Origin of the sequence: Emticicia sp. BO119, assembly GCF_013912375.1 — a bacterium.
In the GTDB taxonomy this organism is placed as follows: domain Bacteria; phylum Bacteroidota; class Bacteroidia; order Cytophagales; family Spirosomataceae; genus Emticicia.
Genome location: NZ_JACETV010000005.1, coordinates 453,033 through 467,877, shown reverse-complemented (window position 1 = coordinate 467,877; position 14,845 = coordinate 453,033). Strand labels below are relative to the sequence as shown.

General features: G+C 33.5%; 13 protein-coding genes. All 13 read left to right on the top strand.

All coding sequences use genetic code 11. The features are described from left to right. Positions 1–21 precede the first annotated feature (21 nt). The 13 genes from H1R81_RS18420 to H1R81_RS18365 all read left to right on the top strand — a co-directional run bounded on the left by H1R81_RS18420 (position 22) and on the right by H1R81_RS18365 (position 14,800). Positions 22–1,113: a site-specific integrase gene (locus H1R81_RS18420; RefSeq protein ID WP_181842219.1), complete on the top strand. Its 1,092-nt coding sequence runs from the start codon at positions 22–24 to the stop codon at positions 1,111–1,113. A gap of 36 nt (positions 1,114–1,149) precedes the next feature. Beyond that, positions 1,150–2,175: a hypothetical protein gene (locus H1R81_RS18415; RefSeq protein ID WP_181842218.1), complete on the top strand. Its 1,026-nt coding sequence runs from the start codon at positions 1,150–1,152 to the stop codon at positions 2,173–2,175. Between the two features lie 100 nt (positions 2,176–2,275). Beyond that, complete coding sequence (locus H1R81_RS18410; RefSeq protein WP_181842217.1) at positions 2,276–2,578, top strand: helix-turn-helix domain-containing protein; 303 nt, start codon at positions 2,276–2,278, stop codon at positions 2,576–2,578. Between the two features lie 112 nt (positions 2,579–2,690). After that, a complete protein-coding gene (locus H1R81_RS18405; protein ID WP_181842216.1) occupies positions 2,691–3,605 on the top strand; it encodes a phage/plasmid replication protein in 915 nt (304 codons plus the stop codon). 11 nt (positions 3,606–3,616) lie between these two features. Continuing rightward, positions 3,617–4,042, top strand: coding sequence for a hypothetical protein (locus H1R81_RS18400; protein ID WP_181842215.1), 426 nt, complete (start codon positions 3,617–3,619; stop codon positions 4,040–4,042). A gap of 26 nt (positions 4,043–4,068) precedes the next feature. After that, complete coding sequence (locus H1R81_RS27315) at positions 4,069–4,281, top strand: hypothetical protein (RefSeq protein ID WP_220275252.1); 213 nt, start codon at positions 4,069–4,071, stop codon at positions 4,279–4,281. Beyond that, a complete protein-coding gene (locus H1R81_RS18395; protein WP_181842214.1) occupies positions 4,265–4,981 on the top strand; it encodes a hypothetical protein in 717 nt (238 codons plus the stop codon). The genes H1R81_RS27315 and H1R81_RS18395 overlap by 17 nt, the downstream gene beginning before the upstream one ends. A 304-nt stretch (positions 4,982–5,285) precedes the next feature. Then, positions 5,286–5,813, top strand: coding sequence for a hypothetical protein (locus H1R81_RS18390; RefSeq protein ID WP_181842213.1), 528 nt, complete (start codon positions 5,286–5,288; stop codon positions 5,811–5,813). 279 nt (positions 5,814–6,092) lie between these two features. Beyond that, the gene (locus H1R81_RS18385) at positions 6,093–8,870 is read left to right on the top strand and encodes a DEAD/DEAH box helicase family protein (RefSeq protein ID WP_181842212.1); all 2,778 of its coding nucleotides are present in this window, start codon (positions 6,093–6,095) and stop codon (positions 8,868–8,870) included. Continuing rightward, positions 8,870–10,834 (top strand): restriction endonuclease subunit S, encoded by a 1,965-nt coding sequence (locus tag H1R81_RS18380; RefSeq protein ID WP_181842211.1) that lies wholly within the window; start codon positions 8,870–8,872, stop codon positions 10,832–10,834. Before H1R81_RS18385 ends, H1R81_RS18380 begins: the two co-directional genes overlap by 1 nt. Before the next feature lie 195 nt (positions 10,835–11,029). Then, on the top strand, positions 11,030–11,431 hold the full coding sequence (locus H1R81_RS18375) for a hypothetical protein (RefSeq protein WP_181842210.1): 402 nt from the start codon (positions 11,030–11,032) through the stop codon (positions 11,429–11,431). Positions 11,432–11,448: 17 nt separating this feature from the next. Beyond that, entirely contained in the window at positions 11,449–13,254 is a 1,806-nt protein-coding gene (locus H1R81_RS18370) for a DUF262 domain-containing protein (RefSeq protein ID WP_181842209.1), read from the top strand. A 4-nt stretch (positions 13,255–13,258) separates the two neighbouring features. Further along, complete coding sequence (locus H1R81_RS18365) at positions 13,259–14,800, top strand: class I SAM-dependent DNA methyltransferase (protein ID WP_181842208.1); 1,542 nt, start codon at positions 13,259–13,261, stop codon at positions 14,798–14,800. Positions 14,801–14,845 lie beyond the last annotated feature (45 nt).

Below are 14,845 nucleotides of genomic sequence, written 5' to 3'. Positions count from 1 at the left end.
AAACCAAACAAAGGTTTATCAATGGCAAATATATCAAAAATCCAAAAGGTCAATTTAAGAACTAAGCCTACTTCAACAAATACTTTATCTCTATTTTTAGATTGGTATGAAGGTAACGGAAAAAGGAAAAAAGAATACTTAGGTCTATCTATTCTCAAAAATCCAAAAGGAGTTCTGGAGCGTCAGAATAATAAGGATATTTTGGCAGAGGCTGAGATAATAAGAAAGAAAAGAGAATTGCAGGTATTTAGTGGAGAGATAGATGAAGTATTAGAGCAAAAGAAGATAAAGAATCAAAATTTCTTAGACCATTTCAAAGACTATTTAGATAAATATAAACAAGCTGATAAACGTGTAATGCAAGCAGTTTATAAGCTATTCCAAGAGTTTGCTCCTAAAGACCTTACAGCCAAGGAAGTTGATAAAAAACTTTGCCTTGAATTTAAAACTTTCCTTGAGAGTCGCCTAAATGGCGAAAGCCCTTCCAGTTATTTTGCAAGATTTAAAAAATTCTTAGAAGCTTCCAGCGATGAAGATAGTAAACAGCAATTATTTAAACTGAATCCAGCACATAAAATAAGAAATACAAAGAAAGAAGATTCGACTGAAAAGGATACATTAACAGTAGAAGAAATTAAATTGTTAATAGGAGCCAATTGCGGCAATACAGACGTCAGGAACGCTTTTCTATTAGCTTGTAATACTGGGCTTCGTTTTGTTGATATTAAAGCCTTAAAATGGCAGAATATCAAAACTGATAAAATTGAAATAATTCAGGCCAAAACAAAAAAGATTGTTGAAATCCCATTAAATGAAAATGCTAGACAATTCTTATCTGAAAGACAGCAGGATAATGAATTAGCTTTCAAACTGCCAAGTCATAATGCTACAGTTAAAACTCTTGAATATTGGGCAAAACGAGCAGGGATAGAGAAACATATTACATTCCATTGTGCAAGACATACGTTCGGCACTCTCTTAGCCTTCTACAAAAATGATATAGCTACTATTGGTAAACTTATGGGTCATACTTCATTAAAACATACAATAAAGTATGTTAGGATTGCTGATGAAATGAAAAAGAAAGCTGTTGATTCAATACCTCTCTTTTAATGAATTTATCAATTTCTAATAATAATTTAGTTAACCATGAATGCACAAGAAGATAAGGACGAAGGATTACCAATAACTATGTACGAGTTTAAAGAAAACAAACGGCAAGACTTTTATAACCAAATTAAATCTGATTTTATGAAATGGTGTGGGCAAAAAGATGATGAATTTCCTATAGAATATAATTGGATTTTTGAATTAATAATTAAGATTAATCACGATTATTTCGGACAAAACAGAGTAAACCTTTTAGTTGCACTTGAATATAATGTTGATGACGAAACCACAACATTTTATGGACTTCTAAAAGCATTCATTAGTAATTTCAATTTATTTAAGAAACAACTTGAATTTATATCAGAAGATTCGGTTAGAGCCTTAATTGAAAAAGATAAACAAAAACATGAAACTAGTTATTTAGATATAATAAATCAATTTAGTAATCCAGAAAAATCAAAAAATGCTTTCAAAAGGTATATAAATGAAAAGATTTTAGGAGTCCCTAATTTTAAGAAACAATTTTATTCTGTTCATAAAAGTTTTGACGAGGGATTAGAAAAGGAGTATCAAAGGGCTAAAAGCAGCTCTTATCTAAGGGGAGAGGTATGGATTCGATTTTGTAAAGAATGCTTAAATAGACTTTTTCCCGATAGAGAAAATGATAGCAAAGTAGTCCCAAATACTAAAACTATTAATCATAACGAACAATCAGGCTTTAATTTGAATTATACCAATAAACAACTAAAGGAATTATTAAATAAATTGATTGAGAGTGATTTTTTACCCAAAAACACGTCAGATAAACATTTTATAAATGCTTTTGATGGTAATTTATTGTCTGATGATTTTAAGCAACTTGATTGGAACAAAGGAATCACTAACTTGTCATTATTTATTGGGATTTTTAAGCACAAAAATAAATGGAAAAAAGCTGAAGTAATATTTCTTAATATTAAAAGCGGAAATCTTAGAAAATCTTATAATATAGCGAAAGAGCTAGATATTCATAAATCTACAAATAGACAATTTCATAATATATTAGACAGTATAGGAAGTGTCTAATCTTGTCTATTCCTTTATTTTCTTCATCTATCTATGTTTGCAGAGTAATTACTTCAAAGGCTTTGCAAAGCCATTTATTAATAATTCACTCATTAAAAAAATGGCAGAAAATCAAATTCAAATTGCTGAATATTTTCAGCAAACAAATGAACGTTTAGACCGTATCGAACAAGGACTTTTATCCCAAAAGACAGTGTTCACATTCGAGGATTTTTGTAAATATTGTGGTTTCTCTAAATCTTGGGGTTATAAATTAACCTCTAGCAGAGCCGTCCCTCATTATAGCCCTAATGGAAAAACACTTTACTTTGAGAAAGTGGAAATTGATAAATGGCTTTTACAAAATCCAATTAAGACCCAAAAACAACTTGAAAAAGATGCTTTAGGAGGAAGAAACAAATGATTGTGTCATATCTAAAGTTTCGACAACTTTCAGATTATTATTTGATTAAGGACAAAAGTATAAGTCCTATATAGTAACATGGAATTACTGTCAAAAATTGACACTAAGACAAATGTATGATACTATAAAGTTATGGCTACCATTAAATGGTCTCGATAGTGGCTATATCAATCAAATAACTGATAAATTAATTTCTCCAAAAGTAAAAATTGATTTAGAAACTGGGGAGAAATCAGTTCATGGGCAGATTTTAGGGATGGATATGATGTTAAAGCAAAAAGGATTATATCTAGGAGGCAGTATATGCAAATCATATTTAAAAGACAACTTTCAAACATTAACAAGGCAAGATAGTAAAGAAGCAATAGCACAATTATCAGATATTTTGCTTTTACCTATAAAAGATTCTAAGGTTTGTAGGATAGACATTGCTCAAAATTTCTTTATGAATAATAAAGTAGAGAATTACTATAATCATCTAGGACAAAGTAATTATTTCAAAAGATTGGAACAACCTAAAAGTGTATATTACCAAAATGGATTAAGAACGAAATTGTTCTATAATAAAATAGAAGAGGTAAAGATTAATGGTAATCCAATACCTTTTTTCTGGCATAATAAGAATGTTTTAAGATATGAATTAAGGTTTACAAAGAAGTTACCAAAACAATTCAATAGAGCCGAGTTATTAGCTAAAAATCTTTATGATGAAAAATTTTACATTGAGATTATTAAAAGATGGCAAAGAGAGTATGTACAAATTAAGAAAATTAATCTTTTAAAACCTAAAAGTAATGATATGACAAGCAAAAATGCCAATGATTACCTGCTATCAAGTTTAATAGAAATGCAAGGACAGGATGCAATTTTAAGTATGACAGAACTTTGGAAAAATAATTTTAAAAGTGACAGAGAATTTTATCGTTTTAAGGCGAAAATTAAGAATATGAAAGATATGGTAGAGCCAAGTGAACTGGTAGCAGAATTAGATAGCAAAATCGAAAAACAGTTGGAATATTATTATTAAGCGCAGTAAAAATGGATTCAATAAAGCATAAGTTTATCAAATTGAGAGCAGAGGGCTATTCTTTTAATACCATTGCTAAAAAGCTAAACAAAGCAAAAGGGACACTTATTGAATGGAATAAAGAGCTTGCTGAAGAGATTTCAAATTGCAAGGCATTAGAACTTGAAGCACTCTACGAAAAATATTTTCTCCTCCAAGAAAATCGTCTACAGTTATTTGGAGAAACTTTAATTGGAATAAAAGAGGAATTAGCGACAAGAAATTTTGCCAATATCTCAACTGAAAAACTTCTAGAACTTTTACCGAAATATCATGCTTTGCTGAAAGATGAATATTTAGAGCCAAAATTTAGTACTGAGAATGAAATTCAAGAAAATAAGGCAGAAAGGCGGGATTTAGAGAAGTTTATTTCAGTGCTTTCTAAGAAAGAAGAATAAAACCATTTTTGAACTGATTTTGAACCATGAATGAAATAAATTCTCTTAAAGCAAGCGATATAAAGCAATTACTACTGAAAATATATATACAGTATAAAAAGGGAGAAATAACTCACTCAGTAGCATATAAAGAATCATTTTTATTAAACTCTATCCTAAAGGCTATCCAGATAACAGATTTACAGAAAAAACTTGAAACGATAGAATCAATCTTACATAAAAATGAAGAATATAAATAACATTTTAACAAAAGGTTCTGCTAAACAAAGAGCCTTGTTATATTTCGAAAATTTATTTATCGAGTCACTTGATAAAAAAACAGGAGCAAAAGGTTTTTTAACACAGGCAGAGCAACAACGCCTTCGCAATAGTTTCAAAAAAAAAGATGAAATCATTTTATTCCGTAAATACTGTAATGCATATGATGCTTCTATTATCGCAATAGGTAAATTAGGTATCGTGCATTTAGAATTTGTAGCTCTAGCTGCATCACTTCCTTTATTACGTGCGATACATCAAGACCACCTCCAACTGCTAGAGGCTATAAATCTACTATATTATGAACTGATAACTCAACTCAAAGTAGAAAAGTATAAATGTGAAAGCATAAATACTTCTCTTGCTTTTAGTAATTTAATACAAAGCGAGGATGGTTTTTTTGATATAGAGTACACTAACGATATGGAAATAGTTACTAAAAGGAAAAGTTGGAGAGAAGAGGCTATTAAGTCACTAATAAAAGTAAAATCTGCGATAAATGCTATTGAAGAGTATCTATCAGAAATGGAATTTGATATTGAAGTATATAATAATTTTTTAAAAGATATTGCTGAAGATTGTAATAAACGTGCTCAAATTGCAAGGAGCAATATTTTTTATCATGAAATAGAAATAGATAAAGATTATTATAGCCAGTTTAGAAATAATTTTGTATCTTAAATTAAAAGAAATTTTATTTTTGTGCCAGTATTATAAAATTTGAAGCTATAGAGTAAAAGTAGTAATAAAAGACATATTAGTTTTTAGCGTTTAGCGAAACAAACCTGTATCCTGAAAGGTCGAAAATTCAAGTTACACAGGGGTAGTTGAGCCAAGCGTCCACCGTATGCGTGGACGCTGTTCTCTACTTTGTGTAACAGGGATTCGACCCCCTCAGGATGCAAGTAGTGGCAGCGTTTCACGCTTTTTTTATTTGCAATATGGGTGGTAAAAATCTAATGTTTAATTATAAATCAATTACAAAATGAAAAAAATGCTTACTCTCCTTTTTCTATCTTATGCTTTATTTTCTTGCACTGGGCCTAAAAGTATACCTATAAAAGGATCTTATTTAGAGAAACCTTTCACGGTATATTCTGAAAAATCAGTTGAAGATGTTTGGTCAAAAGTGATAGATATTTTTGCCACTTCTGGAATTACAATTAAGATAATTGATAAGTCAAGTGGATTAATAGTAACTGATGATTATTCTTTTCTAAAATCTTATACTTTTGAAACAACAGGTGGAAAACTTCAAAAACCGAACGCCTGGGTAGTTTGCAGTACATTAATGAATGGGTTAGGAGAAACAATGATTCCAGAAAAAATAACAGGTAGCTGGAATGTAAGAGTAAAGCCAGAAAATAATAAAACTGTTATAAATATTAATATAACTAACTTAACTGCAAGCCGCTATTTCCCTCCCTCTCAATATACTTCTTCAAGAACTCTTTATTTAGATGCAAAATCTACTGGTAAGTTTGAGGGAATGATTGCAGAGATGATAAAGTGAAAGGAATATAAAATTTATTCAAGAAATGGATTAATAATTTCTGAGATTATAAATCAAATTGTATCTAGGATAGAACTAGCTTTTTAGCTCTATTCTAGACACAATTTAATTTACAGTCCCGACAAAAATTTAAGACCGACTTTAAATTTCAAAAGGTACTAATGTCATTTTCTATATAAATAGCGGAAATTAGTGCCTTTTAATAAGTTTCTTTCTTATCCTTCCTTTTTATTTTTATATTGCCATTCCTATTCCTTACCTACATTCTAACCCTCAAAAATGGCAAATCAGAATCCGGAGCAAATCGCCAGAGATACTATTGATGCCGCCCTTGTAAACTGTGGCTGGATTATTCAGCATATAAAAGAAGCCAATCTATCTGCCGGACCAGGCGTAGCTATCAAAGAATATCAGACCGATGTTGGCCCTGCAGACTATTTGCTGTTTGTAGATGGTAAACCCTGCGGAATCATAGAGGCCAAAAGAGAAGAAGAAGGACATAGATTGAATGTGCATGAGATTCAAAGTGAAGATTACGCCAGAGCCAAACTGAAATATCTTAAAAACGACCCTCTCTCCTATGTGTATCTAAGCACCGGAGAAATAACCCTTTTTACCGATTATACCGACCCCAAACCAAGAGCTAGAGAAGTGTTCAGTTTTCACCGTCCGGAAACATTGAGTGAATGGAGAAGAACAGGTAAAGCTTTAAGAACCAGACTTCTGGATTTGCCTCAACTTCCGACAGACAGATTAAGAGATTGCCAGATAACTGCCATTAATAACCTCGAAACATCTTTCAGACAAAACAGGCCCAAAGCACTGATTCAGATGGCTACTGGCTCTGGTAAGACTTTTACAGCTATTACTTTCATCTATCGCTTATTAAAATATGCCAAGGCTAAACGCATTTTATTTCTGGTTGATACCAAAAACTTAGGAGAGCAGGCTGAGCAGGAATTTATGTCTTACCTGCCAAACGACGATAACCGGAAGTTTACAGAGTTGTATAATGTACAACGATTGAAGTCAAGCTATGTGGCAACCGATAGTCAGGTTTGTATCAGTACTATCCAAAGACTTTACGCGATATTGAAGGGAACAGACTTAGATGAAGCATTTGAGCAGGAGAATCCGAACGAAAGAAATAATGCTTTAGCCATAAATATTCCACCCATTGCCTACGATGCCAAATTACCGATTGAGTTTTTTGATTTCATTGTCATAGACGAATGCCATAGAAGTATCTATAATCTCTGGAAGCAGGTATTAGAATATTTCGATGCCTTTGAAGTAGGTTTAACCGCTACACCAGATAACAGAACTATCGGGTATTTCAATCAGAATGTTGTCAGCGAATATAACCATGAAAAAGCTGTTGCCGATGGGGTAAATGTGGGCTTTAATATTTTTCTTATCAATACAAAAATTACCCAACAGGGAGCTACTATCTGGCAGGGGGAAGATATTGAGCATAGAGAGCGGCTGACCCGTAAAAGAAGATGGGAATTACAGGATATCGACGAACAATACGCTGCAAAGCAACTGGATAAAGACATAGTGAATCCGAGCCAGATACGCACTATCATCAAAACATTCCGGGAGCATCTGCCGGAGATGTTTCCGGACAGATATAATCGAGAAAATGAATTTGAAGTACCAAAAACTTTAATTTTTGCCAAAAACGACAGCCACGCAGACGATATAATCCGAATAGTGCGTGAAGAGTTTAACGAAGAGAATAAATTTTGCAGGAAGATAACCTATAATGCCGAAAACCCACAAAAGGAACTGGCTGATTTCAGAGGCTCATATCACCCTCGTATTGCTGTAACGGTTGACATGATAGCCACAGGTACCGACGTAAAACCCTTAGAATGCCTGCTGTTTATGAGAGATGTAAAGAGCAGGAATTACTATGAACAGATGAAAGGCAGAGGCACCAGAACGCTTGATTATGACAGACTAATTCAGGTTTCGCCAAGTGCTAAATATGCCAAAGACCATTTTGTGATTGTGGATGCCATCGGGGTTAGCCATAGCCTTAAAACAGATAGCCAGCCATTAGAGAAAAAACCATCGGTAGCATTAAAAGATTTACTGAGCGCTGTAGGTATTGGGGCAAGAGATGAAGAGCTATTTTCTACACTGGCCGGAAGGTTGGCAAGACTGAACAGACAGATAACTGACAGAGACCGGGAAAAATTTAAAGAAAAAGCGGGAGGCATAGCTATTACCGATGTAATTCACCGTTTGCTTGATGCCATTAATCCGGATTCGTTGGAGGCGATAGAAAACCAGGTAAAAAAAGAAATGCAAGGCCAGGCACCCAATAATATAGAACAAGAAATCAGTAATAGGATTGCGCATTTGCAAAATCAGGCAGCCAGAGTTTTTACTGGTGAGTTGAATGGATTTATTGAAAATGTAAGAAAAGCGCTGGAGCAGAAAATAGATGCAACAAATATTGATGAAGTTTTAAATGCAGGCTGGCATCAGGATACGCAGGATAAAGCCAGCGCGCTTGTCAGAAACTTTGAAGAGTGGATGCTCGAAAATAAAGATGAATTGGTAGCTTTGCAGATTTTTTATAACCAGCCTTACCGGAGAAGGGAGCTGACCTATACAATGATTAAGGAGGTATTGGAGAAATTACAGACAGAGAAGCCAATATTGGCACCTATCGGTGTCTGGAATGCTTATGCCGCTTTAGAAAAAACAAATGGCTCACCTAAAAACGAATTAACAGCCATTGTAGCTCTCGTTAGAAAACTGAGTGGGATAGATGAGACCCTGACAGCCTATGATAAAACGGTTGACAGGAATTTTCAGGAATGGGTATTTAAAAAACAGGCAGGAGCCACCAAGTTTAACGAAGAACAAATGCAATGGCTACGCATGATAAAAGACTATATAGCCAATAGTTTTCATATCGAACAGGATGATTTTGACCTCGACCCATTTAACCGGAATGGCGGTTTAGGCAAGTTTTATCAATTATTTAAAAATGATTATCAAGTAATTATCAACGAACTAAACGAAGCACTAGCGGCATAATGATAGATATAAATAAAATACCTGAGCATTGGGAAGTGAAGAAATTGGGAGATATAGGTAAAGTAGTTTCAGGAGGAACCCCCTCAACTAATATTTCTGAGTATTGGAATGGAGAAATCTCTTGGATTTCTCCTGCTGATTTATCTGGGTATGAGTCTAAATATATTGCACGAGGAAGAAAATCTATTTCTGAATCAGGTCTTAAAAATTCTTCTGCTAAACTACTTCCAAAAGGTGCGGTATTATTTTCATCAAGGGCACCCATCGGATATGTAGTAATTGCTTTAAATGACGTATGTACAAATCAAGGTTTCAAGAGTATAATTCCAAATAAATCTATCTTAAGTGATTTTTTGTATTTCTTTCTTAAATCCGCAAAGCAAGATGCAGAGAAAGTAGCTAGTGGTACAACTTTTAAAGAAATTTCATTAAAGGCTTTTTCTGAACTTACCATCCCTATTCCTCCAATTTTCGAACAACAAGCAATAGTAGCAAAAATAGAAGAGTTATTAAGTGATTTAGAAAATGGTAAACAGCAACTTCTAACAGCACAAACGCAATTAAAAATATATCGGCAAAGTCTTTTAAAATGGGCTTTTGAAGGTAAACTAACTAATAAAGATGTAAAAGAAGGCGAATTGCCAGAGGGGTGGAAGAGGGTGAAATTAAATAAAATTTGTACTTCTATTTCTGACGGTGACCATTTACCTCCACCAAAGTCAGATTCAGGGATTCCATTTATTACAATTTCAAATATTAAAAATAATACGATTGATTTTAGCAATACAATGTTTATGACGGAGGATTACTATTATGCGATAAAAGATAATAGAAAGCCTCAAAAGGGAGACATTTTATATACGGTAACAGGGTCATTTGGTATACCTGTATTAATTGATTATGAAAAGAAATTTTGCTTTCAAAGACACATTGGTCTGATTCGTGTCAAAGATGGAATTCTACAAAAATGGCTGTACTACTTTTTACAGTCTCCACAAATTTTTAAGCAAGCGACAGAAATGGCTACTGGAACTGCTCAAAAAACAGTAGCTCTTAAATCATTAAGAGATTTTGATATAGCACTACCTCTTTTTATAGAGCAGGAACAAATTGTATCAGAATTAGAAAACAAACTAACAGTTTGTGATAAATTAGAAGAAACAATCAGTCAAAGCCTACTCCAAGCCGACACTTTAAAACAGAGTATTTTAAAGAGGGCTTTTGAAGGTAAATTATTGGCAAATCAGGAAATTGAAAGCAACATAATACAACCTGTTCCAATAAGTATCCCTAACGTAAGTGGTGAGATTAAGCCGATAGATTTGCATGCAGGTATAATTGCCATGGTAATAGATGCACATGAAAAAAATCCTCTACATCGTACTAAATTGAATCATGTGAAAGGAGAAAAAATAGCGCATTTAGTTGAATATAAATTAGGTATTTCTCTTGGGAGAACTCCTGTAAAAGATGCTGCTGGCCCTGATGATTATAATCATCTAAAAAAAGTAGAACACAGAGCTAATATGGCTAACTGGTTTGGGGTTAAAAATTTAGACATAGGTCATACTTATTACTTAAAACCCGGTGCAGGAAATATTATCAATAAGGTTGAGGCCAATATATCTAAAGAAGAATTGGCGGATATAAATAAACTGATAACAACGTTCTTGCCTTTTACAATGGAACAGGCAGAAATTGTTGCCACGCTTTTTGCAGGCTGGAATAACTTATTGCTTGAAGGTAAATTACCAACGGATGAAGAAATAGTCTTTGAATCAAGAGAAAATTGGTCTGCTAGAAAATTAACTATTGAAAGAGACAGATTTTTTAATGCATTACAATGGATGAAAACACATAATTATATGCCAGAAGGAAGAGGTAAAATGGTTTTGAAAAGTGAGAAAACTAAACCTGATAAGAAGAAAACTTTTAAAAAGGGTAGTAGTAAAGGTGATTTATGAGTTAAACTCTATTTAATAATCATTTAAAGGTATTCTGGAAAATTAAGGCACCTATAATAAGTTAGAAGAAGCAATTAGTCAAAACCTGCTTATGCCCAAACTTTAAAGCAGAGTATTTTAAAAAAGGCTTTTGAGGGGAGGTAATTAACAGTAACTAATGAGTTATAAATTGAGAAGACAAATAATATTACATATATGAGCGAAAAAGAGTTAAAAAAAATTTACGATTCTAAAAAGGAAAAACTTGTAAAGGGTGAAATTATAGAAGGTTTTAAGGTTATTCAATTTTCTGATTTTAAGAGATGGTTCAATAAAGAGATATTTGAAAAAGGATGTAATTATTGTAGAACTACTAATGAGGAAAGTCAAAAGCTGACTAAATTAAGACCATATGCTACCCGTGGAGGTAAAAGAGGAAACCGATTAGAATTAGGAAGAAAAGATACTAATCTACCATTTGATAATCTGAATAATTTAGTTTGGTGTTGCTATTGGTGCAACAATGCCAAAACTAATTTCTTTAGTGAAGAAGAATTTATCCCTGTTGGTAGAGCTATTGGAGAGTCATTAAGAGAAATAATGAAAAAGGAACTTTAAACAATTGCTGTTGCATAATGAAGAATGTTGAAAAGGCTGATAGAATCCATTTAGGTAGTTTAATTGAAGACCTAAAGAAAGGAAGATTTGTAATACCTGATTTTCAAAGAGATTTTGAATGGGAGCCTTGGGATGTGCTTGACTTGATAAAATCCATATTTATGGATTATTATGTCGGTACTTTACTGCTTTGGAAAGGCAGTAGAGAAAATTATCAAATGTTAGATTGCAAGCCTATTTATGGATTTACTGAAAGAACAGACCCTCAACATATTGTTCTTGATGGGCAGCAACGTCTTACGGCTATTTATTATGCCTTTTTTCAACCTGATTTTCCTTTTCCCAGAAGAGCAAAACCAATAGTTTATTTTCTTAACATAAATGCTTTACTTGATGAGAACTATGAGAAAGCTATCTGGTATGATTCTCTTACTAGAAAAAATGCAAGTTTACTAGCTGACAAAAATCTACAGTTTGAATCTCACATATTCCCCTTAGGAGTGATGAAAGAGGGGTCTTGGGGTACATCAGATTGGATTAAAGAATACAGAGATTATTGGCAAAATCAAAAGGATAATTATACTGTTGAACAGATTGCCTTTGATACAAATAAGTTTGACAGATATATTTCAAATGCCAGAAAATTTAAAGACGTTATTGAAAGTCTGTTTAACCAGTATTACATAAGTTATATAGAGTTAGACAGAGATATTGATGTATCTAAGGTTTGTGATATTTTCACCCAAATCAATTCAAAGGGAGTATCCTTAGATATTTTTGATTTATTAAATGCTATTCTTAGACCCAAGGATGTTTATCTGAAAAGAATGTGGCAGGAAGCCGAAAGTAAGATAAGATTTACTGACCCGAAAAAAATGAAGATTTACGTGCTTCAGGTTATGTCAATTTTAGAACAGGCTTATTGTAGTTCAAAATACTTATATTATTTAGTACCTGAAGCGCAAAAGGTAATAAAGAAAGAAGATGGTAGTAAAGAGCAAATAGTATTGGTAAATAGTAGTGAAGATTTCGTTAGTAAATGGGATAAGTCAGTAAAAGCTATTGAAAAAGCTATTCAAACATTACAAAACCCAAGAGATCTAGGTGCAATTCATTCTTCTTTAGTGCCTTACCCGTCTATCCTATCTGCCTACGCAGCTATAAAGGAGCATTCTAATGAACAATTTTATGAAAATAGACTTGATATTAAGAGTAAAATAAAGAGATGGTATTGGGCATCAATCTTTACAAATAGATATTCAAGTTCGGTCGAATCTAATTCTGCTAAAGATTTTCAAGACCTTAAACGTTGGTTTTTAGATGATAATGCAGTGCCAGATTTAATAGAAGAGTTTAAAAATAGCTATCAAGCAATAGATTTAATTCATAGTAATCCTAAAGGCTCGGCAATTTATAATGCTATCTTTAACTTGATGGTAATAAACGGAGCAAGGGATTGGCATACGTTTGAGCTACCAGAATATGATAATTTAGACGATCATCATATTGTCCCTCTATCTAAATTCAGAGACGAGGTTGGTGGAGTAATAAATAGTGTTTTAAATAGGACACTTTTAACTCCGGCAACAAATAGACATGTTATTCGTGATAGAATGCCTAATATTTATTTACAAGAAATGCTTGATAGAAACAGTAGTAGAGAGGAAGAAGTATATTCAACTTTAGCCTCTCATCTTATTAGCAGAACAGCAGCAGATATTCTTTTACGAGAACCATTTACTAAAGCAGATTTTGAAGAATTTTTAAATGAAAGACAAAAAACTATTATTGAAGCCATCACTAGCGATATAATTAATAAATAATTTTATGAGTCAGAGCACATCCAGTATAGTAAGTAAAGTATGGAGTTTTTGTGACCCTTTAAGAGATGTAGGCGTAGGATATGGAGATTATTTAGAACAATTGACTTATTTGTTGTTTCTGAAAATGGCTGACGAATACAGTAAGCCACCTTATAATAGAGCCTTTCAATTCCCAAAGCTAAAAGATGAAAAAAATGAAGAGATAGAAGAAGCTGAAACCTGCTCTTGGGAAAATCTTGTCGATAAAAAAGGAGCTATACTGGAGTCTTTTTATGCTTCATTGCTAAGGTCGTTGTCTACCGAAAAAGGAATGATGGGACAGATTTTTACCAAAAGCCAGAATAAAATACAAGACCCTGCCATGCTCGCCCGAATCATAGACATGATTAACAAAGAGAAATGGCTGATAATGGGAGCAGATGTAAAGGGAGATATTTATGAGGGGCTTTTGGAAAAGAATGCGCAGGATATAAAAGGTGGAGCAGGCCAATACTTTACGCCAAGGCCGCTCATCAGGGCAATGGTAGAATGTATCCGTCCTCAATCTATGCGAACCATTGCTGACCCAGCCTGTGGTACAGGTGGCTTTTTCTTAGCGGCTTATGATTATATAGTGGCTCATGCTGAATTAGACAAAGAGAAAAAGGGATTTCTGAAAAACTCAACTTTCTTTGGAAACGAAATTGTAGCTGCTACCCGTAGAACAGCATTAATGAATCTGTTTCTGCATAATATCGGCGATATAGAAAGCGAAAACTTTATTTCTCCTGCGGATGCATTAATTGCAGCCTCACCCGACACCTATGACTATGTACTGGCCAATCCGCCATTTGGCAAAAAGAGCAGCCAGACATTTACCAATGAAGAAGGTGAACAGGAAAAGGATGATTTAACCTATAACCGTCAGGATTTCTGGGCGACTACCAGCAACAAACAGTTGAACTTTGTGCAGCATATCCGCTCGATGCTAAAAACAACCGGATTGGCAGCAGTAGTATTACCGGATAATGTTCTTTTTGAAGGAGGTGCAGGTGAAACGGTAAGAAAAAAATTGCTTGAAACTACTGACTTCCATACCATTCTGAGATTACCCACAGGTATATTCTATGCGCATGGAGTAAAAGCAAATGTTGTCTTCTTTGATAATAAACCAGCCAGTAAAGAACCCTGGACGAAAGAAATATGGGTATATGATTATAGAACCAATATTCATCATACGCTCAAGAAAAATCCGCTTAAAATAGACGACTTAAAAGACTTTATAGCATGTTATAATCCAACTAATAGGCATATCAGGAAAGAGACCTATCATCCTGACACTAATCCAGAAGGCCGTTGGCGTAAATTCAGCTATGAAGAGGTAATAGCTAGAGATAAAACAAGTTTAGATATTACCTGGCTTAAAGACAAATCATTAGCAGATCTCGACGATTTAACAGACCCAGATGTAATAGCCGGAGAAATCATAGAAAACTTAGAGGCAGGTTTGGAAAGTTTCAGGAGGGTTATGGTTGCTTTGGGGGTAGTGAATAGGGAGTTGCTTTGATATTATAACTCGTTGGGGGACATTAATAGATATTTTAATTTCACC

Bases quoted from the DNA above. Each gene is read 5' to 3' on its own strand.
- H1R81_RS18395 (WP_181842214.1), top strand. From the start codon at position 4,265: ATGAAGAATATAAATAACATTTTAACAAAAGGTTCTGCTAAACAAAGA.
- H1R81_RS18365 (WP_181842208.1), top strand. From the start codon at position 13,259: ATGAGTCAGAGCACATCCAGTATAGTAAGTAAAGTATGGAGTTTTTGT.
- H1R81_RS18385 (WP_181842212.1), top strand. From the start codon at position 6,093: ATGGCAAATCAGAATCCGGAGCAAATCGCCAGAGATACTATTGATGCC.
- H1R81_RS18410 (WP_181842217.1), top strand. From the start codon at position 2,276: ATGGCAGAAAATCAAATTCAAATTGCTGAATATTTTCAGCAAACAAAT.
- H1R81_RS18370 (WP_181842209.1), top strand. From the start codon at position 11,449: ATGAAGAATGTTGAAAAGGCTGATAGAATCCATTTAGGTAGTTTAATT.
- H1R81_RS18415 (WP_181842218.1), top strand. From the start codon at position 1,150: ATGAATGCACAAGAAGATAAGGACGAAGGATTACCAATAACTATGTAC.
- H1R81_RS18375 (WP_181842210.1), top strand. From the start codon at position 11,030: ATGAGCGAAAAAGAGTTAAAAAAAATTTACGATTCTAAAAAGGAAAAA.
- H1R81_RS18400 (WP_181842215.1), top strand. From the start codon at position 3,617: ATGGATTCAATAAAGCATAAGTTTATCAAATTGAGAGCAGAGGGCTAT.
- H1R81_RS18405 (WP_181842216.1), top strand. From the start codon at position 2,691: ATGTATGATACTATAAAGTTATGGCTACCATTAAATGGTCTCGATAGT.
- H1R81_RS18420 (WP_181842219.1), top strand. From the start codon at position 22: ATGGCAAATATATCAAAAATCCAAAAGGTCAATTTAAGAACTAAGCCT.
- H1R81_RS18380 (WP_181842211.1), top strand. From the start codon at position 8,870: ATGATAGATATAAATAAAATACCTGAGCATTGGGAAGTGAAGAAATTG.
- H1R81_RS27315 (WP_220275252.1), top strand. From the start codon at position 4,069: ATGAATGAAATAAATTCTCTTAAAGCAAGCGATATAAAGCAATTACTA.
- H1R81_RS18390 (WP_181842213.1), top strand. From the start codon at position 5,286: ATGAAAAAAATGCTTACTCTCCTTTTTCTATCTTATGCTTTATTTTCT.